Below are 19,502 nucleotides of genomic sequence, written 5' to 3' on the forward strand. Positions count from 1 at the left end.
TTTTCGCCGAGCACGGCAAGAGGCCCGGCCCCCGCAGGGACCGGGCCTCTCGGCAGGTGCAGTCAGATCACTTGGTGATCTTGGTGACCCGGCCGGCGCCGACGGTGCGGCCACCCTCACGGATCGCGAACTTCAGCCCCTCCTCCATGGCGATCGGCTGGATCAGCTCGACCGACATCTCGGTGTTGTCGCCCGGCATGACCATCTCGGTGCCCTCGGGGAGGGTCACGACGCCGGTCACGTCGGTGGTGCGGAAGTAGAACTGCGGGCGGTAGTTGTTGAAGAACGGCGTGTGACGGCCGCCCTCCTCCTTCGAGAGGATGTAGACCGAAGCCTCGAAGTTGGTGTGCGGGGTCGTGGTGCCCGGCTTGATGACCACCATGCCGCGCTCGACGTCCTCGCGCTTCGTGCCGCGGAGCAGCAGCCCGACGTTCTCGCCCGCCTGGCCCTCGTCGAGGAGCTTGCGGAACATCTCGACGCCGGTGACGGTCGACTTCATCGACTTGTCGCGGATGCCGATGATCTCGACCTCCTCGTTCACCTTGATGACGCCACGCTCGATGCGGCCGGTGATCACGGTGCCACGACCGGTGATCGTGAAGACGTCCTCGACGGGCATCAGGAACGGCTTGTCGATGTCGCGCTCCGGCTGCGGGATGTAGCTGTCCACCGCGTCCATGAGCTCACCGATGCTGTTGGCCCACTTCTCGTCGCCGTTCAGCGCCGGGAACGCGGCCACGCGGACGACCGGGATGTCGTCGCCGGGGAACTCGTAGTCCGAGAGCAGCTCCCGGACCTCCATCTCGACGAGCTCGATGAGCTCCTCGTCGTCGACCATGTCGCACTTGTTGAGCGCGACGACGATCGCGGGGACGCCGACCTGGCGGGCCAGGAGGACGTGCTCCTTGGTCTGCGGCATCGGGCCGTCGGTCGCGGCGACCACCAGGATGGCGCCGTCCATCTGCGCCGCACCGGTGATCATGTTCTTGATGTAGTCAGCGTGACCAGGGCAGTCCACGTGAGCGTAGTGGCGGCTCTCGGTCTGGTACTCGACGTGCGCGATCGAGATGGTGATACCGCGCTGACGCTCCTCCGGGGCCTTGTCGATCTGGTCGAACGGCGTGAAGGGGTTCAGGTCCGGGTGCTTGTCGTGCAGGACCTTGGTGATAGCGGCCGTCAGCGTCGTCTTACCGTGGTCGATGTGACCGATGGTGCCGATGTTGACGTGCGGCTTAGTCCGCTCGAACTTAGCCTTGGCCACGGTGGGCTCCTCCTGTTGTTGTTTCTGGTCTCGTGTTGCTGGGTGACTCGCGGACCGCGATTACTCGCCGCGGACCTTCTTGACGATCTCGTCTGCGACGTTCCCGGGAACCTCGGCGTACGAGTCGAACTCCATCGAGTACGACGCCTGACCGGAGGTCTTCGACCTCAGGTCCCCAACGTACCCGAACATCTCTGACAGCGGCACGAGGGCTTCGACCACCCGGTCGCCGCTCCTCTCGAACATCGACTGCACCTGTCCACGGCGCGAGTTGATGTCACCGATGACGTCGCCGAGGAAGTTCTCCGGCGTGGTCACCTCCACCTTGAACATCGGCTCGAGCAACACCGGCTTCGCCATCCGGGCGGCCTCCTTGAAGGCCTGGATGCTGGCGAGCTTGAAGGCGAGCTCGGACGAGTCGACCTCGTGGTAGGCGCCGTCCTCGAGGGTGTACTTCACGTCGACCATCGGGTAGCCGGCGAGGACGCCGAACTCCATGGCCTCCTGGCCACCCTGGTCCACCGACGGGATGTACTCGCGCGGCACGCGGCCACCGGTCACGTTGTTCGCGAACTCGTAGCCGGCACCGGTCCCGGTCTCCGGGTCGATGTTCGGCTCGAGGCTGATGACCACCTTCGCGAACTGGCCGGACCCACCGGTCTGCTTCTTGTGGGTGTAGCTGTGGTTCGCGACCTTCTGGCGGATCGTCTCGCGGTAGGCCACCTGCGGCTTGCCGACGGTCGCCTCGACGCGGAACTCACGACGCATCCGGTCGACGAGGATCTCCAGGTGGAGCTCGCCCATGCCGGCGATGATCGTCTGCCCGGTCTCCTCGTCGGTCTTGACGGTGAAGGTCGGGTCCTCGTCGGAGAGCCGCTGGATCGCCATGCCCAGCTTCTCCTGGTCGCCCTTGGTCTTGGGCTCGATCGCGACCTCGATCACCGGGGCCGGGAAGGTCATCGACTCGAGCACGACCGGGTTGGCCTGGTCGCACAGCGTGTGACCGGTCTTGGTCTCCTTGAGCCCCATGACGGCCACGATCTGGCCGGCGCCGACCGACGCGATCTCCTCACGCTTGTTCGCGTGCATCTGGTAAACCTTGCCGATCCGCTCCTTGCGGCCGGTGACCGAGTTGAGCACCTGCGAGCCGGCCTCGAGCTTGCCCGAGTAGACCCGGACGTAGATCAGCTTGCCGAGGTGCGGGTCGGAGGCGATCTTGTAGGCCAGCCCGGAGAACGGCTCGGTGTCGGCCGGCTTGCGGAGGATCTTCTCCTCCTCGTTGTTGGGCTTGTGGCCCTCGATCGCGTCGATGTCGACCGGCGACGGGAGGTACTTCACGACCGCGTCGAGCAGGGGCTGCACGCCCTTGTTCTTGAACGCGGTGCCGCAGAGCACGGGGTTGACCTTGTCGGCGAGCGTCGCGCGGCGGATGCCGGCCTCGAGCTCCTCGACCGTCAGCTCCTCGCCCTCGAGGTACTTCTCCATGATCTCGTCGTCGGCCTCGGCCAGCGTCTCGAGGAACTTCTCGCGCCACTCGGCGGCCTGGTCGGCCAGCTCGGCCGGGATCTCCTCGACCTCGTAGTCCTCGCCCATCTTGGTCTCGCCGCGCCAGGTGAGCGCGCGCATGCCGACCAGGTCGACGACGCCGAGGAAGTCCTGCTCCGCGCCGATCGGGAGCTGGACGACGAGCGGGGTGGAGTTCAGCCGGTCGACCATCATGTCGACGCAGCGGAAGAAGTCGGCACCGGTGCGGTCGAGCTTGTTGACGAAGCACATCCGGGGCACGGAGTACTTGTTCGCCTGCCGCCAGACGGTCATGGTCTGCGGCTCGACGCCGGCCACGCCGTCGAACACCGCGACCGCGCCGTCGAGGACGCGCAGCGAGCGCTCGACCTCGGCGGTGAAGTCCACGTGGCCGGGGGTGTCGATGATGTTGATCTGGTGGTTCTTCCACCAGCAGGTCGTCGCGGCGGACGTGATCGTGATGCCGCGCTCCTGCTCCTGCTCCATCCAGTCCATCGTGGCGGCGCCCTCGTGGACCTCGCCGATCTTGTACGTGATGCCGGTGTAGAACAGGATGCGCTCGGTCGTCGTCGTCTTGCCGGCGTCGATGTGCGCCATGATGCCGATGTTGCGGACCTTCTGCAGGTCAGTGGTGATGTCGACAGCCACCTGGGATGTCCCCTAAAGACTCGAAGGAAAGAAGATCAGGGCGCGAGCGCCCTGGACGTGCGACGGGCTCCGCCGCACCAGCCTGCCAGGCGGCCGGTGACGGAGGAGCCGTCGGACGTGATGGTCACGCGAAAGCCATCCGGCAGGTCACCAGCGGTAGTGCGCGAAGGCCCGGTTGGACTCGGCCATCTTGTGGGTGTCCTCGCGACGCTTGACCGCGGCGCCGAGGCCGTTGGAGGCGTCGAGGATCTCGTTCATGAGCCGCTCGGCCATGGTCTTCTCGCGGCGGGCCTGCGAGTAGGTGACCAGCCAGCGGAGGGCGAGGGTCATCGAGCGGGTGCCGCGGACCTCGACGGGGACCTGGTAGGTCGCGCCACCGACACGGCGGCTGCGGACCTCGAGGGCCGGCTTGACGTTGTCGAGCGCGCGCTTGAGGGTCACGACGGGGTCGGTGCCGGTCTTCTCGCGGCACCCCTCCATCGCGCGGTAGACGATGCGCTGAGCGGTCTGCTTCTTGCCGTCGACCAGGATCTTGTTGACCAGCTGGGTGACGACGGGGCTGCCGTAGACCGGGTCGATGTCGATCGGTCGCTTGGGAGCGGGGCCCTTGCGCGGCATCAGCTCTTCTCCTTCTTCGCGCCGTAGCGGCTGCGAGCCTGCTTGCGGTTCTTCACGCCCTGGGTGTCGAGCGAACCGCGGATGATCTTGTAGCGCACACCGGGCAGGTCCTTCACACGACCGCCGCGGACGAGCACGATCGAGTGCTCCTGGAGGTTGTGGCCCACGCCCGGGATGTAGGCGGTGACCTCGACGCCGCTGGAGAGCCGCACGCGGGCGACCTTGCGGAGCGCGGAGTTCGGCTTCTTCGGCGTGGTGGTGTAAACGCGGGTGCACACGCCCCGCCGCTGGGGCGAGCCCTTCAGTGCGGGCGTCTTGTTCTTCGACACCTTGTCCTGGCGGCCCTTGCGGACCAGCTGCTGGATTGTGGGCACCGCGTCGTTCTCTTTCCTCTGGAGGTTCTCGGTCTTTGCTGCTGAGCTTCTCTGTCGTGACCGGAGGCCGGCTGTCCCGCACCAGCCGCCGGAGACGGACCCCGCGGTCGGGCGTGTCGCCCGATGCAGGCCGCGGCGGTCGGACCGTCGCGGAGAGCCTCGATCGAACGCTGCGAGTGCAGCCACGCGCCTCACGTCCAAGCACGCGTGATGGCCTGGATGTCCCAGGCACGATTACCTAGCCTACCGGCACGGTCAGGGAGGGTCAAAACGCACAGGGTCGCCCCTCCGGACTCCCGGCTCGGAGGGCTGCAAGCGTCCTCCCGGGGCTATCGTGCACTGCGCAACGCGACCGTGACCAGCACCGGCACACCGGACGCCGGTGACGCACCGGAACCGACCAGACGGGGGACGACGATGGCCACCACCGCGCCGGAGCGCCGGCACCCCGACCCGGCGTACCTCGCGAGCCTCCGTGCCTACCTGGAAGGCTACGCGGCCCGCACCCCGGTGCGCCGCGTCGCCGTCGTGGGCAACGCGCCGCTCGGGCCCAGCGAGGAGCGGGCCGCGCTCATCGACTCCGCCGACCTGGTCTTCCGGTGCAACTCTCTCGTCCTCGACGAGCCCGGCCGCCCCCCCACCCTCGGACGGGCCACCCACGTGGTCACCCTGGCGCGGGCGACCCGGCCGACCCCCTGGGTCTTCCAGGACTACCGTTCGCGGGCCTACCTCGTGGTCGACGTCGGCGCCACGCGCCGCCCGAACCCGCCCGGCAACCCGCCCAACTGGCCCACCGACCTGGGCGCCTGGCCGATCTCCAACCGCGAGCTCGGCATCCCGCTCAAGATCGCGATGCGCCCCCAGCGGATCGGGTACGGCGCGGTCCCGACCACCGGCACCCTGATGGCGTACGTCGCCCACGAGCTGTTCGGGGGCCCGGAGCTTCACCTGACGGGGTTCTCCTTCCTCAGCGACCGCGGCCAGACCGAGTGGCAGCACCACTGGGGGTCGACGGTGCCGGTGCACCCCGCGCACAAGCTCGACGCGGAGGGCGCGATCCTGCAGTCCTGGGTCGACGGCGGGACGGCTACGTTCGTCCCCTGAGACCTCCGCGCGTCACCGACCAGCCCCACACACACACGATCTCGGACGACAGGGAACCCCATGGGTGTCAAGGACACGGTCAACCGGCTGAAGGACTCCTCCGACGACCGGCTGGACCAGCTCGAGGCGCGGCTCGACCGCCAGCGCGAGCAGCTGGTCCGCCAGGGCGAGCAGCTCGCGCGCCAGCGGGCCCGGCTGGACCGGCAGCAGGCGATGGTCGAGCGCCAGGCCGCCCGGCTCGACCGCCAGACCGACCGGCTCCGCGACCACGCCGACCAGGTGGCGAAGGCCGCCAGCTCGGCCCTCAAGCTCGTGGCGGTCACCGAGATCCTCGGCAGCCAGGTTGCGGCCCTCGAGACCCGTCTCGCGGACCTGTCCGAGAAGGTGGGCGGGGCGGCGGTCACCGCGGCGCCCGGCGAGGTCGACGAGGCGCGGTCGCTGCTGGAGGAGGTCCGGGCCGAGCACCGCCGGGTCCGGGAGCGCTTCGGCATCGTGGCCGCCTACGAGGAGCGGGTCCGTCGGCTCGAGGAGACCCTCAGGGACGACACCCAGCGGGCGCTCGACGACTTCGTGCGCACCGCGCGGTCGCTGGCCAAGGAGCTCGACGCGCCCTTCGAGGACACCGCCTCCGGCGACGCGGACGAGCAGCACGAGGACGCCCGCGACCAGGACCCCGGTGACCAGGAGACGGACCGGGAGGAGTGACGGCGTCAGCCGTGGGTCACTCGCCGACCCGCTTCTGCTCGACGTGCGCGTTGAGCGCGACAAGGTCGGGGTGGGCGTCGAGCACCCGCACGATGCCGGCGCAGTCCAGCCGGTCCGCGCCGTGGTCCTCGACGAGCCTCCGCACGAGCTCGAGGTCCTCGGCGGTGTCGACGGTGACCCGGTAGCCCGAGCGGTCGGGCGCGAAGGTCAGGTTGCGGACGGTCACCCGGCCGCTGACGTTCTCCGCGAGGTACGGCGTCACGTGCTCGCGGTGGCCGGGCAGCCGTGCCGAGCGGTCGGCCTCCTCGAGCGCCGCCCGGGAGAACACCTCGAAGTCGAACCCACGGGGGAACGTCCGGGGTCGGGTGTTGGTGACGTAGCCGTCCGGGTCGTCGAGGCGCAGGAACTCCTCCACGCCCGCCGCGACGACCGCGCCGTCGACCAGCGGGCAGTCGGAGGTCACCCGCACCACCACGTCGAGCCGCTCCTGCTCGGCCGCGCCGCGGAACCGGGCGAGCACGTCGTGCTCGCTCCCCCGGAAGACGGCTGCCCCGACGGTCCGCGCCAGCTCGGCGACGGGGTCGTCGGTGGCGTTGGTGGTGGTGGCCACGACGACCGGCAGCCCGGCCTCGGCCAGCCGCGCCAGGTGGTGCTCCAGCAACGTGCGGGCTCCGACCCGCTCGAGCACCTTGCCCGGCAGCCGGGTGCTGGTGGTGCGGGCCTGGGTGACGACCGCGACGCGCCTCACCGCAGGAGCTCCGTCAGGGTCTCGACAACCCGGTCGACGTCCTCGTCGCGGAGCTCGACGAACAGCGGGAGCGACAGCTGCTCGGCGTAGAACTGCTCGGCGTTCGGGCACAACCCGCGCCGGTAGCCGAGGTCCTCGTAGACCGGGTGCCAGTAGACCGGGACGTAGTTGACCTGCACCCCGATGCCCGCGGCACGCATCCGCTCGTACACCTCGCGGCGGCGGCCGTCGAGGACCCGGACCGGGAAGAGGTGCCACAGCGGGTCGGACCCCGGCACCTGCTCGACCAGCCGCAGCCCGTCGACGTCGGCCAGCCCCGCGCGGTAGCGCGCGACGATCTCGCTGCGCCGCTTCTTGAAGGTCGCCAGGCGGCGTAGCTGGCTGAGTCCGAGCGCGCAGGCGACGTCGGTGAGGCGGTAGTTGAGCCCCAGCGCGTGCACCTCCTGGTGCCACCCGCCGGGATCGACCTCGCGGAACCGCGCGGGGTCGCGGACCAGCCCGATGTTGTGGAACTCCCGGGCCCGCTGCCCCAGCGCCGGGTCCTTGTGAACCACCGCGCCGCCCTCGCCGGTGGTCAGGTTCTTGGTCGGGAAGAACGACAGCGCGGTGAGGTCGGCGAGGTCGCCGACCGGGCGGCCGTCGAGGGAGCCGCCGAAGGAGTGCGCGGCGTCGGCGAGCACCAGCGCGCCGGCGTCCCGGGCGACCGCCGTGAGCGCGGCGTAGTCGCACGGCTGGCCGGCGTAGTCGACGGCCGCGACCACCTTGGTGCGCGGGGTGAGCGCCGCCTCGACCGCCGCCGGGTCGACCAGCGCGGTCTCCGGGTCGACGTCGGCGAAGACGATCGTGGCGCCGTGCATCGAGGCGGTGCTCGCGGTGGCGACGAAGGTCATCGGCGTCGTCACCACCTCGTCGCCCGCGCCGATGCCGAGGCTGTCGTACGCCGTGTGGAGTGCCGCGGTCCCGGAGGTGGTGGTGACCACGGGGTGGCCGCCGACGGCCTCCGACAACGCCGCCTCGAAGGCGTCGACGGCGGGACCGGTGGTCAGCCAGTCGCCGCGCAGGACCGCGACGACCGCCTCGACGTCCTCCTCCGAGACGGACTGGCGTCCGTAGGGCAGCACGGTCTCAGTCCAGGGTGTCGAGGAGGTCGCGGATCTGGTCCTGGGAGTACCACTGGTCGTTGAGGTCCGAGCGGTAGACGAAGCCGTCCTCGACCGCCTCGGCGTCCTCCGGCGCCTGGAAGCCGAACGTCCCGAGCTCGGGCTGGACCAGGTAGCGGTCGGCCAGCCTCAGCACGCGGCGCCCCTCGTCCGGCGAGATCATCTCCTCGTGGAGCTTCTCCCCCGGGCGGAGCCCCACGTCGTGCATCGGTGCGCCGGGGGCGACCGCCTCGGCCAGGTCGACGATCTTCATGGACGGGATCCGCGGGACGTAGAGCTCGCCGCCGTTCATCAGGTCGAAGGAGTCGACGACGAACTTCACCGCCTCGGGCAGCGTGATGAAGAAGCGGGTGCAGCGCAGGTCGGTGATCGGCAGCGACTCCCCCGCGGCCGCGAGCCTGCGGAAGAACGGGATCACCGATCCGCGGCTGCCCATCACGTTGCCGTAGCGGACCACGGAGAAGCGGGTCACGTAGTTGGCGGCGTAGTGGTTGCCGGACACGAACAGCTTGTCGGCGGTCAGCTTGGTGGCGCCGTAGAGGTTGATCGGGCTGGAGGCCTTGTCGGTCGAGAGGGCGACGACCTTCTTGATGCCGGAGTCGATCGCCGCCTCGATGACGTTCTGCGACCCCAGCACGTTGGTCTTCACGAACTCGTAGGGGTTGTACTCCGCGGTGTCGACCTGCTTCAGCGCCGCCGCGTGGACGACGTAGTCGACGCCGTGCATCGCCCGGTGGAGCCGGCGCTCCTCCCGGACGTCGCCGATGAACCACCGCAGCCGGGGGTCGTCGCCGAACCGCTGGCGGACCTCGTACTGCTTCAGCTCGTCGCGGGAGAAGACGATCAGCCGCTGCGGGTCCAGGTGCTTCAGGGCATGGTCGATGAACGCCTTGCCGAAGGACCCGGTGCCCCCGGTCACCAGGATGTTCGACCCGCTCAGTACTGACACGCGCGCTATCGTAAGCGGCCGGTTTCCCCGAGCCAGGTGGTGACGCGCGGTGCCCGAGCGACGCTTGGAGGTGCTCCTGCACGCCGACGGGGGGCCGTCGATCGGGGCCGGCCACGTGGTCCGGTGCCTCGCGCTCGCCGAGGAGCTGCACGCGCGCGGCCACGGAGCCACGCTCGTCGGCCACGTCGAGGGGGCGCTGCTGCGCGAGGGGCTCCGGGCGACCGGGACCCAGCACGTCCCGCTCTCCCGTGACGAGCCGCCCGGGCCGGCGCTCGCCCGGCTGGCGGAGGAGCGCGGGGCCGACGTCGTCCACGTGGACCGCTACGACGTCGGTGAGCTCGTCGAGGCGCTGGAGGGCGGTCCCCTCCTCACCACGACGTACGACGGTCCGCACGGCGTCCGGGCCGCGCACCTGTCCTTCGACCCCACCCTGGGGGCCGAGCACGACCCGCCACCACACAAGGGGCCGGCGCTGAGGGGGGTGCGCTTCGCGCCGCTGCGCCGCGGGGTCACCGCCCGCCGTGGCGAACCGCGGGACGCCACGGGCGACCGCCTCCGGGTGCTCGTGGTCATGGGCGGCACCGACGCCCGCGGGCTCCTCCCCCGGGTCCTCGAGCTGCTCGGCGCCTCCGGCCACCCGCTCGACGTCGTCGCCGTCGACCCCACCGCCACCGGTCCCGTGGTGACCGACCACGGGAGCGCGCGGGTGACCCGGGTCCCGCCCGACCCCGACATCGCCGCGCTGCTGGCCGGTCGTGACCTCGTGGTCAGCGCCGCCGGCACGTCGGTGCTCGAGCTGCTCTGCCTCGGGGTGCCGGCCGCACTGGTGCAGGTGGTGGAGAACCAGCGCACCGGCTACGACCGAGTGCTCTCCGCGGGGGCCGCCTTCGGGCTCGGCGACCTCGGTGACACCGGGGACCTGGCCGCCGCCCGGGCGGTGCTGGCCGAGGCCCTGACGGATGAGGGGCTGCGGGACGCGGTGGCCGCGCGGGGGCGCCGGCTCGTCGACGGGCTCGGGGCCTGGCGGGTCGTCGGGGCCTGGGAGCACCTGGCCGGACGCGCCCAGCGTCCGGCGACCGAGGACGGGCTGGAGGCCCGCGACGCCACCCTCGACGACGCGGCGACGCTGCTGGGTTGGCGCAACGACCCGTCGACCCGGAGCGCCTCGCGGAGCACCGCCGAGGTCGGCGCCGAGGAGCACCGGCGGTGGCTCGAGGCGTCGCTGGGCCGGGACGACCGGCACCTGCTCGTCGTGCGCGACGGGGCGGCGGAGCTCGGGACCGTGCGCTGGGACCGCGACGAGGCCGGCGAGTGGGAGGTCTCGATCACGGTCGCGCCGGAGCACCGGGGCCGCGGGCTCGCGGCCGGCGTCCTCGCCGCCGGCGAGCGGGCGCTGCTGGAGCGCGAGCCCGGCGCGGTGACGCTGCTCGCGGCCGTCCACGTCGACAACGCCGCGTCCCGGCGGCTGTTCGCGGCCACCGGGTGGACCCCCGACCTGCCCGCGGACGACGACGGGTTCGTGCGGCTCCTCAAGCAGCCGCGGACCGCCTAGAGCAGCTCCCAGGAGAGCGGCGTGCCGCGCTCGGCGTCCCGGGTGAACCGGCGGCCCAGGACGGTCTCCAGCGCCGCGGGCGGCAGCCCGCCGGCCGGCCGCACGGAGCGCACGTTCCGCGCGGTCACCGGATCACCGGCACGGACGTCCTCGACGACGTAGAGCGAGCGGCGCAACCGGAGCACCGCCTGCTCGGACTCGGTGGGGCCGAAGGCGGTCCCGCTCCTCGACGCGCGCCACGCGGTCTCGGTCTCGCGGCGCAGCAGCGCGAGCTCGGCGGGCTCGAGCGAGAACGCGCTGTCCACCCCGCCGTCGTCGCGCCCGAGCGTCACGTGCTTCTCGATGCAGACCGCGCCCTTCGCCACCGCGGCGACGGCGGCGCCGATCCCGAGCGTGTGGTCCGAGAGGCCGACCGGCACCCCGAACGCCTCGTGGAGCACGGCGATGTTGCCGAGGCGGGCGTCGTCGGGGTCGGCCGGGTAGGACGCCGTGCAGGCGAGCAGCACCAGCTCGGTGCAACCGCCGTCGGCTGCGGCGTTCACGGCGGCATCGATCTCGGCGAGCGTCGCCATTCCGGTCGACATCAGCACCGGCTTGCCGGTGCGGGCGATCTCGCGGATCAGCGGCAGGTCGACGATCTCGGCGGACGCCGTCTTGTACAACGCGACGCCGCACTCCTCGAGGAGCTCGATCGCGGTGGGGTCGAAGGGGGTCGAGAACGCCACCAGCCCCTGCTCACGGGCGCGGGCGAAGATCGGCTCGTGCCACTCCCACGGGGTGTGCGCCTCCTCGTAGAGCTGGTGGAGGGTCCGGCCGCCCCAGAGCCCGTGGTCGTCGGTTACCCGGAACTCGGGCCGGTCGACGTCGAGGGTGAGCGTGTCCGCGGTGTAGGTCTGGATCTTCAGCGCCTGCGCCCCGGACGCCGCGATGGCGTCGACGATCGCCAGCGCGCGGTCGAGGTCGCCGTTGTGGTTGCCGGACATCTCGGCGACCACGAACGGCGGGTGGTCGGCGCCGATCCGGTGGCCGGCGGCCTGGACAGTCGCTGCGAAACCCACGGCGCCACCCTACGGCCGCCGGCTCAGAGCCGGTCGGCCAACAGCTCGGCGAGGTGCTTCGAGCCCTGCCCGGCGAGGTCCTCGAGCTGGGTGCGGCAGGAGAAGCCGTCGGCGAGCACGACCGCGCCGTCGGGGGCGGAGCGCACCGCCGGGCCGAGGGCGTGCTCGAACACCGCCTTCGACACCTCGTAGTGCCCCTTCTCCATACCGAAGTTCCCCGCCAGCCCGCAGCAGCCGCCGACCCGGGTCAGCGAGGCGCCCGCGCGGCGCAGCAGCGCCTCGTCGGCCGCCCACCCGAGCACGGAGGCGTGGTGGCAGTGCGGCTGGGCGACGACGTCGACCCCCTCCAGCGAGGGCGGCTGCCAGCCGAGCGTGCCGAGGTGCTCGGCCAGCGTCACCAGCCGCTGCGCGACCGGCGGCGACCCGTCCGGGAGCAGCTCGGCGGAGTCCACCCGGAGGACGGCGAGGCACGAGGGCTCGAGGGCGACGATCGGCACGTCGGGGACCGCCGTCGCGGCGACCCGGTCGAGCAGCCGCGTGAGCCGCTCGCGCCCCTCCTCGAGCTGGCCGGTGCTGATCCAGGTCAGCCCGCAGCACTCGTCGCCGAACGCCACCGCCTGCACCCGCTGGCCGGCCGCCTCGAGGACCTTGGCCGCCGCGTCGGCGACCTGCGGGCTGAACCGGTTGGTGAAGGTGTCGACCCAGAGCACCACGTCCGCCTGCTCGGGGCGGTGGGCGGGGCGGGCGGAGTACGGGCGGTCGGCGAACCGCGGGACGCCGCGACGCGGGTCCACCCCCGCGAGCGCCTTGCCCCAGCCGGGAGCGAACCGGCCACCGGCGTTCGCCAGCCTGGGCGGGACCTTCGCGATGAGGGCGGGGAGCCTGCCGAGGCTGTAGTGGGTGCGCGGCCGCCGCTTCCCGTCGTACTTCTGGTGCAGCCACTCGGCCTTGTAGGTCGCCATGTCGACGCCGGTCGGGCAGTCGCGGGCGCACCCCTTGCAGGCGAGGCAGAGGTCGAGCGCGTCCTCGAGCGCCTCGGAGTCCCAGCCGCCCTCGAGCCGTCCCGTGACCGCTTCCTGCAGGACGCGCGCCCTGCCGCGCGTGGAGTCCTTCTCCTGACGGGTGGCCTGGAACGACGGGCACATCACCCCGCCGGGGCCGGTGTTGTCAGCCAGACATTTTCCGACGCCGGTGCAGCGGTGGACCGCCTCGACGAGGTCGCCGCCGTCGGCGTGCAGCCGCAGGAAGGTGCGCGGGCGCTCCTTGGGCACACCGGCCAGCCGGATGTCCGCGTCGAGCGGCGCCGGGTCGACCAGCACCCCAGGGTTGAGCAGGTCGTCGGGGTCGAAGAGCCGTTTCGCCTGTGCCATCAGCGCCAGCGACGTCTCGTCGTACATCGTGGGGAGGAGCTCGGAGCGGGCGCGGCCGTCGCCGTGCTCCCCCGACAGGCTCCCGCCGTACGACGCAGCGAGCCGGGCGGCCTCCTCGACGAACCGGCGGTAGCCGGCCCGTCCCTGGCCGGACTCCAGGTCGAAGTCGATGCGGACGTGCACGCAGCCGTCGCCGAAGTGGCCGTAGGGCACGCCGCGGTAGCCGTGCTCGACCAGGAGGGCGTCGAACGAGCGCAGGTAGTCGCCGAGCCGGTCCGGCGGGACCGCGGCGTCCTCCCACCCCGCCTGGCCGGGCGGACGGGTGGCTCGTGACGCCAGCCCGGCGCCGTCCTCGCGGATCCGCCAGATCGCCAGCTGCTCGACCACGTCGGTCAAGACCCGCGCGTCGAGGGCACCGGCCACCGCGACCACGCCGGCCGCGCGCGCCTCGGCCTCCGCGAGGGTGCCCCCGGTGAGCTCGACGAGCAGCCACCCGCTGCCGCGCGGCAGGTCCGGGGTGGTGCCGACGACCGCGGTGATCCGCTCGTCCATCCCCTCGCAGGCGACCGGCTGCTGCGCGAGGAGCGCCGGCACGGCGTCGGCGGCGTCGGCCATCGACGGGTAGCCGAGCACGGCGAGCACCCGCACCGGCGCGTCCTCGACGAGCCGCACGGTCGCCTCGGTGACGACCGCGAGCGTCCCCTCCGAGCCGACCAGGAACCGGTCGAGCGAGCGGCCGTTCTCCGGCAGCAGGTGCTCGAAGGAGTAGCCGGACACCTGGCGGATGAAGGTGCCGAAGGTGGTCCGGACGTGGCCGAGGTGGGCGTCGACCAGCTCCGCCAGCGCCGGCGCGACCGAGGCGGCGGGCGCCCCCGAGGCGGTGAGCGCCTCCAGCGACACCACGTTGTCGGCGGTGCGGCCGTAGCCGAGCGCCCGCGAGCCGCAGGCGTTGTTGCCGATCATCCCGCCGATGCTGCACCGGGTGTGCGTCGACGGGTCGGGGCCGAACCGGAGCCCGTGGACCATCGCCTCCCGCTGGAGCACGGCGTGCACGGTGCCCGGCTGCACCCTCGCGGTGCGGGCCTCGGGGTCCACGGCGAGGACCCGGTTGAGGTGGCGGTAGGTGTCGACGACGATGCCGGGGCCCACGGCGTTGCCGGCGATCGACGTGCCGGCGCCGCGCATCGTCAGCGGCGTGCCGGTCTCGCGGGCGACGGCGAGGACCGCGGCGAGCTCGTCGACGTGCTCGGGGCGGACCACCACCTGCGGCCGGACGCGGTAGATGGACGCGTCGGTGGAGTACAGCGCGCGGGCCAGCTCGGAGGTGTCGACGTCCCGGATCCCCCGCGCCTGCAAGGCTGCGACGACGTCGGTGACCTGGACGTTCATGCCGTCGCCTCCGGGTGGTAGCGGCGCCGCGCGCGGATCGCGAAGCCGACGAGCTGGACGAACAACCGCCTCACCACAGCTCCATCGACCGGGTGAGGATGCCGGCGAGGTCGTCCGCGGTGACCTCCTTGGGCGCGGTCGCGAGCAGCCGCTGCTGCTTCAGCGCCCCCTCGACGAGGTCGTCGACGTCGCCCTCGGCGTAGCCGACCGCACCGAGCCCGTTGGGGATCCCGATGTCGCGCATCAGCGTGGTCAGGACCTGCGGCAGGAAGTCGCGGGCGTCGGTCGGGCGGTCGCAGCCGCCGAGCAGCTCGGCCGCGCGCACGTGCCGGGCCGGGTCGGCGTCGAAGGTGAACCGGAACGCCTCGGGCGCGGTCAGGGAGACCGCCATGCCGTGCGGCACCAGGGGCGCGTGCTGCGGGTACCCGTCGGGGCGGAAGCTGCGAACCCGGCCGGCGACCGGGTAGGCGTTCGCGTGCGGCACGTGCACCCCCGCGTTGCCGAACCCCATGCCGGCGAAGGTCGCGGCGAGCGCCATCTGCTCGCGCGCCTCCTCGTCGTCGCCGTGGTGGACCGCCCTCCGGAACGACGTGGCGAGCAGGGTCATCGCCTTCTCCGCCCACAGGTCCGCGACCGGGTTCGCGCCGCAGTAGGGCACCCGCTCCTCGGGAGCCTTGCGGGGGTAGGAGTCGTAGGGCCGCGCGGTCCAGGACTCCAGCGCGTGGCACAGGATGTCCATCCCGGCCGCGGCGGTCACCCCGGCGGGCTGGGTGGTCGTGAGCCGCGGGTCGACCACGGCGAGCGTCGGCCGCAGCCGCGGGTGGCTGATCCCGGTCTTCACGTGCAGGGACAGCACGTCGAGCACGCAGATCGTGGTGCTCTCGCTGCCGGTGCCCGTCGTGGTCGGGACCGCCACCAACGGCTTGAGCGGGTGCTGCGGGGCCCGGGCCCGACCGACCGGCGCGTTGACGTAGTCCATCAGCTCGCCCGGGTTGCTGGTCAGCAGGTTCACCGCCTTCGCGGTGTCGATCGACGACCCTCCACCGACGGCCACGATGGCGTCCCAGGGCCCCCGGTCGCGCGCGAAGTCGACGGCCTCGACGAGGCTCGCGTCCGTCGGCTCGACGTGCACCCGGTCGAAGACGACCGCCTCGATCCCTTGCGTCCGCAGCTGCTCGGTGATGCGGCCGGGGTGGCCGGTGGCGGCGACACCGGGGTCGGTCACGACGAGCACCCGCCGCGCGTCGTACGCCTGGAGGTCGTGGGCGATCTCGTCCGATGCTCCGGGGCCGAACTTCAGGGCGGGCGCTCCGTAGGTGAAGACGGTCTCCTGCGTCACGCCGTGCGCCTCCTGTCCGGGACCAGCGAGAGGCCGTGGCGGGCGGAGCCGGAGAGCGAGAGCGCCTCCGCCTCGGCGATCGGCACCCACGCGGCCGCGTCCGTCGACCCGCCGACCTCGACCACCGAGGGGACGACGTCGACCGAGGCCTCGTCGATCTCGGCCTCGAAGATCAGCCCGATGCCGTGGTAGTCCTCGACGAGCCCGTCCGGCCGGGCCCCGGTGAAGTGGGTCGACCACACGTCGAGGATCCGTCCGGGCGTCGCGTGCAGCCCGGTCTCCTCGTAGACCTCGCGGCGCAGGGCGTCGCGCGGGTCCTCGCCGTGGTCGATCCCGCCGCCGGGGAGCGCCCAGCCGTCGAAGCGGATGTGCGGGGCGAGCCGGGTCAGCAGGACCTCGTCGTCGCTCTCGCCGCGGAGGATCAGTGCGTACGCCGCCACCCGCTGCCGCTTCGGGGGCTGGTCGACCATGGGGGCGAGTCTAGGTGTCGGCCCCGGGCGCCCCGCCGCCTGCTCACCCGCGGCACAGGACCTCGCCGTGCAGGCTCGAGAACCACGCGTCCGGCGCGGCCGCCCAGCGACGCCAGCCGTCCGCGATCCGGCGCAGCCCGTCACGGTCGGTGAGGCCGAGCTCGACGGCCCGAGCGCCCACCCGCGTGCCCTGCACCCGGTCCGCCCACAGCCCGCCCCACCACGCCACCTCGTCGGCCGAGGCGAAGCACCAGGTGGTCGACGAGCCGGCCACGTCGGTGAAGCCGGCCTCGAGCGCCCAGGACCTCAGCCGGCGACCCGCGGACGGCTCGCCGCCGTCGGAGCGTGCCACCCGGAGGTAGAGAGCCAGCCACTCGTCGAGCTCGGGCACCTCCGGGAACCACGCGAACGCCGGGTAGTCGCTGTCCCGCGCCGCCACGACACCTCCGGGTGCGCAGACCCGGCGCAGCTCGCGGAGGACCCGCACCGGGTCGGCGACGTGCTGCAGCGTCTGGTGCGCGTGGACCACGTCGAACGAGCCGTCCTCGAAGGGCAGCGCGTGCGCGTCCGCGACCCGCACCTCGCCCTCGACGCCGCGCTCGGCGAGCCCCTGTCGGGTGAGCGCGGCGGCCGCCTCGTCGATCTCGACCGCCGTGACCGGTCCCGGTGCCACGCGCTCGGCGAGGTCCGCGGTCAGCGTCCCCGGCCCCGAGCCGACGTCGAGGAGCCGCTGGCCGGGACGGAGGTGCGGGAGGAGGTACGCCGCGGAGTTCTCGGCGGTGCGCCACCGGTGCGAGCGGAGCACCGCCTCGTCGTGGCCGTGGGTGTAGGTCGGTGGTTCCACGGCGTGAACGTACGCCCGCCCGGTGGTGGCGTGGCCGGATCCCGACGTACGGACGGTCCGCGGGGTGGCGGGACCGTCCGTACGTCGGGAACGGGTGCGGAGGGGTCAGTTCCAGGTCAGGCCCGGTCAGACGCCCGCGAGGGGCCGCTCCTCGTCGACCTGCTCCTCCTCGAGCCCCGGTGCGGCCGGCTGGTACCCCGCGGCCTCGACGTCGACCGTCGGCAGCAGCCGGTCCATCCAGGCCGGGAGCCACCAGTTCCAGCGGCCGAGCAGCGACATGGTGGCCGGCACGAGCACCATCCGGACCACGGTGGCGTCGAGGAAGACCGCGACGGCCATCCCGAGCCCGAGCATCTTCACGACCGCGTCGACCTCGGTGGCGAACCCGAGGAACACCGCGACCATGATCATGGCGGCGGCCGAGATCACCCGCCCGGTGTCGCTCAGCCCGCGGACCACGCTGCCCTGCGCGTCCCCGGTGGCGAGCCAGTGCTCGCGGATCCGGGACAGCAGGAACACCTCGTAGTCCATCGAGAGGCCGAACAGGATCGCGAAGATCAGGATCGGGACCCAGCTCGAGACCGGCATCGCGTGGTCGATCCCCATCAGCTCGACACCCCAGCCCCACTGGAAGACGGCGGTGAGCACGCCGTACGCGCCGCCGATGGAGAGCAGGTTCATCACCGCCGCCTTGACCGGCACCACGACCGAGCGGAACACCATCGCGAGCAGCAGGACCGAGACGCCCACCACGAAGCCGATCACCACCGGGAGCCGGTCGCCCAGCTTCTCCGAGATGTCGTGGAACAGCGGCAGGTCACCGGTGAGCAGGGCGCCCTCGGGGAGCTGGTCGCGCACCGACTCGACCATCCCGGCGGTCCGCTCGTGGCTCGACTCGTGCGCCGGCTGCAGCTCGACCACGCTGATCGCGCCGTCGGGCGAGGTCACGGGCTTCCCCACGGCGACCACGTCGGGGTCGTCGGCCAGCGTGGTGCGGAGCCGGTCGACCTCGGCGTCGGTGACGGCCTCGCGGTCCACGACCACCGTCATCGACGAGTTCGCCCCGGCGCCGTACTCCTCCTTGACGAGGTCGAACGCCTTCCGGGTGGTCAGCTCGGTCGACTGGGTGCCCGGGTCCTGCGGCCAGGTGCGCATGTCGAGCGCGGGCAGCGCCATGAACACCATCAGCGTCGCTGCGGCGATCGCCCACGGGAGCGGCCGGCGGCCGACACGGAGCGCCCACCGCGCGGTGAGGGGGGTCCGCTCCTCGCGCGCCTGGCGGACCCGACGCGGCAGCAGCCGGGTGCCGGCGAACCGGCTCAGTGCGGGCACCAGCAGCAGCGCGGCGCCGAGGACGCAGAGGACGGCGATCGCGGTGGCGAAGCCGAAGGAGGAGTACGTCGCCAGGTCGGCGAGCCGGAGCCCCATCAGCGAGACCAGGACGGTGACCGCGGCGAACACCACCGAGCGTCCTGCGGTGGCGGACGCCTGGCCGGCCGCCTCCTCGACGGGGAGCCCGGCGCGGAGGAACTCGGCGTGCCGGGTGACCATCAGCAGGGCGTAGTCGATACCCACGCCGAGCCCGACCATCGTGGCGACCGTCGGGGCGGTCCCGCTGACGTCCATCGCCCCGGCGAGGATCGTGAGCCCGGCCGAGCCGGCGACGAGGCCGGCGACCGCCGTACCGATCGGGAGCCCGGCGGCGACCACGGAGCCGAAGGCCCAGACCAGGACGACCAGCGCGACGACGATGCCGATCAGCTCGCCCTGCCCCTTCATCGGGGCCGCGGCGGTGCCCGGCACCCCGCCGTTCATCTCCACCTGGAGCCCGGCGGCGCGGGTCGGCTCGACCGCCTCGTCGAGGTCGTCCATGTTCCCCATCAGGTCGGGATGGGTGACCTGGACGTCGTACGCCACCATCAGCAGCGCGGTGTCGCCGTCCTCCGACATCCGCGGCTCGGAGACCGAGCTGGCGTGCGGCATCGCGAGCAGATCGTCGCGGAGCTCGTCGAGCTGCTGCCGGGGCAGCCGGCCGTCGTCGCTGTGGACGACGACGCGGGCGTCGGCGAAGCCGGCTGTGGGGAAGTGCGCGCCGAGCAGGTCGTACCCCTCCTGCGACTCGGTGCCGGGGATGTTCCAGTCGTCCTGCGTCTCGCCGCCGACCGCGGCGGCGAGCCCGAACAGGAGCGCGGTGAACATGAGCCAGGCCGCGACGGCGCGCCAGGGGTGGAGCGCGGCCCAGCGTCCTGAGCGGTACAGCGTGCGGGTCATGGGTGGTGCCCTTCTCGTGTCTTTCGCCGCTGATCGCGACTGATTCCGTGTGTCGTCGTGAGAAGGGTCGAGTGATCCCCTTGGAAGGGGCTTGGAGTTGACTTGGATGGGGAGACTG

16 protein-coding genes are annotated in these 19,502 nt (G+C 72.4%); 3 read left to right on the forward strand and 13 right to left on the reverse strand.

Annotated features, from left to right (window positions below; translation table 11 throughout):
- Positions 1-67 precede the first annotated feature (67 nt).
- The 4 genes from tuf to rpsL form a co-directional block, all read right to left on the reverse strand.
- A complete protein-coding gene (gene tuf, locus FIP57_RS07130; RefSeq protein ID WP_148572831.1) occupies positions 68-1,261 on the reverse strand; it encodes an elongation factor Tu in 1,194 nt (397 codons plus the stop codon).
- A gap of 60 nt (positions 1,262-1,321) precedes the next feature.
- Positions 1,322-3,433: an elongation factor G gene (fusA, locus tag FIP57_RS07135; protein WP_148572832.1), complete on the reverse strand. Its 2,112-nt coding sequence runs from the start codon at positions 3,431-3,433 to the stop codon at positions 1,322-1,324.
- Between the two features lie 147 nt (positions 3,434-3,580).
- Complete coding sequence (gene rpsG, locus FIP57_RS07140) at positions 3,581-4,051, reverse strand: 30S ribosomal protein S7 (protein ID WP_148572833.1); 471 nt, start codon at positions 4,049-4,051, stop codon at positions 3,581-3,583.
- On the reverse strand, positions 4,051-4,425 hold the full coding sequence (gene rpsL, locus FIP57_RS07145; RefSeq protein ID WP_056681807.1) for a 30S ribosomal protein S12: 375 nt from the start codon (positions 4,423-4,425) through the stop codon (positions 4,051-4,053). Before rpsL ends, rpsG begins: the two co-directional genes overlap by 1 nt.
- 417 nt (positions 4,426-4,842) lie before the next feature.
- Between rpsL and FIP57_RS07150 the strand changes: the two genes are divergently transcribed.
- Together FIP57_RS07150 and FIP57_RS07155 are read left to right on the forward strand one after the other, a co-directional pair.
- A complete protein-coding gene (locus tag FIP57_RS07150; RefSeq protein WP_162529700.1) occupies positions 4,843-5,529 on the forward strand; it encodes a glycosyltransferase family 29 protein in 687 nt (228 codons plus the stop codon).
- Positions 5,530-5,589: 60 nt separating this feature from the next.
- On the forward strand, positions 5,590-6,234 hold the full coding sequence (locus tag FIP57_RS07155) for a hypothetical protein (protein WP_148572835.1): 645 nt from the start codon (positions 5,590-5,592) through the stop codon (positions 6,232-6,234).
- A 16-nt stretch (positions 6,235-6,250) separates the two neighbouring features.
- Here FIP57_RS07155 and FIP57_RS07160 read toward each other — a convergent pair whose 3' ends face one another.
- From FIP57_RS07160 to pseB, 3 genes are read right to left on the reverse strand one after another with little or no spacing between them, the layout of a single operon-like run.
- Positions 6,251-6,982, reverse strand: coding sequence for a cytidylyltransferase domain-containing protein (locus FIP57_RS07160; protein ID WP_148572836.1), 732 nt, complete (start codon positions 6,980-6,982; stop codon positions 6,251-6,253).
- Positions 6,979-8,103 (reverse strand): DegT/DnrJ/EryC1/StrS family aminotransferase, encoded by a 1,125-nt coding sequence (locus FIP57_RS07165; RefSeq protein ID WP_148572837.1) that lies wholly within the window; start codon positions 8,101-8,103, stop codon positions 6,979-6,981. Before FIP57_RS07165 ends, FIP57_RS07160 begins: the two co-directional genes overlap by 4 nt.
- 4 nt (positions 8,104-8,107) lie before the next feature.
- Positions 8,108-9,091, reverse strand: coding sequence for a UDP-N-acetylglucosamine 4,6-dehydratase (inverting) (pseB, locus tag FIP57_RS07170; RefSeq protein ID WP_148572838.1), 984 nt, complete (start codon positions 9,089-9,091; stop codon positions 8,108-8,110).
- 49 nt (positions 9,092-9,140) lie between these two features.
- Here pseB and FIP57_RS07175 point away from each other — a divergent pair, with 49 nt between their 5' ends.
- Positions 9,141-10,643, forward strand: a complete 1,503-nt coding sequence (locus FIP57_RS07175) for a bifunctional UDP-2,4-diacetamido-2,4,6-trideoxy-beta-L-altropyranose hydrolase/GNAT family N-acetyltransferase (RefSeq protein WP_203231104.1) — start codon at positions 9,141-9,143, stop codon at positions 10,641-10,643.
- Here FIP57_RS07175 and pseI read toward each other — a convergent pair.
- The 6 genes from pseI to FIP57_RS07205 all read right to left on the reverse strand — a co-directional run bounded on the left by pseI (position 10,640) and on the right by FIP57_RS07205 (position 19,384).
- Entirely contained in the window at positions 10,640-11,701 is a 1,062-nt protein-coding gene (pseI, locus tag FIP57_RS07180; protein WP_238993340.1) for a pseudaminic acid synthase, read from the reverse strand. The two genes, FIP57_RS07175 and pseI, sit on opposite strands and share 4 nt — an antisense overlap.
- 23 nt (positions 11,702-11,724) lie before the next feature.
- Entirely contained in the window at positions 11,725-14,460 is a 2,736-nt protein-coding gene (locus FIP57_RS07185) for an FAD-binding and (Fe-S)-binding domain-containing protein (protein WP_148572839.1), read from the reverse strand.
- A 70-nt stretch (positions 14,461-14,530) separates the two neighbouring features.
- Complete coding sequence (locus tag FIP57_RS07190; protein WP_148572840.1) at positions 14,531-15,799, reverse strand: hydroxyacid-oxoacid transhydrogenase; 1,269 nt, start codon at positions 15,797-15,799, stop codon at positions 14,531-14,533.
- A complete protein-coding gene (locus FIP57_RS07195; RefSeq protein WP_148572841.1) occupies positions 15,796-16,269 on the reverse strand; it encodes an NUDIX hydrolase in 474 nt (157 codons plus the stop codon). Before FIP57_RS07195 ends, FIP57_RS07190 begins: the two co-directional genes overlap by 4 nt.
- Before the next feature lie 43 nt (positions 16,270-16,312).
- The gene (locus FIP57_RS07200; protein ID WP_148572842.1) at positions 16,313-17,113 is read right to left on the reverse strand and encodes a class I SAM-dependent methyltransferase; all 801 of its coding nucleotides are present in this window, start codon (positions 17,111-17,113) and stop codon (positions 16,313-16,315) included.
- 126 nt (positions 17,114-17,239) lie between these two features.
- A complete protein-coding gene (locus tag FIP57_RS07205) occupies positions 17,240-19,384 on the reverse strand; it encodes an MMPL family transporter (RefSeq protein ID WP_148572843.1) in 2,145 nt (714 codons plus the stop codon).
- Positions 19,385-19,502 lie beyond the last annotated feature (118 nt).

The organism is Nocardioides caldifontis (genome assembly GCF_008087345.1).
Classification (GTDB): Bacteria; Actinomycetota; Actinomycetes; order Propionibacteriales; family Nocardioidaceae; genus Marmoricola_A; species Marmoricola_A caldifontis.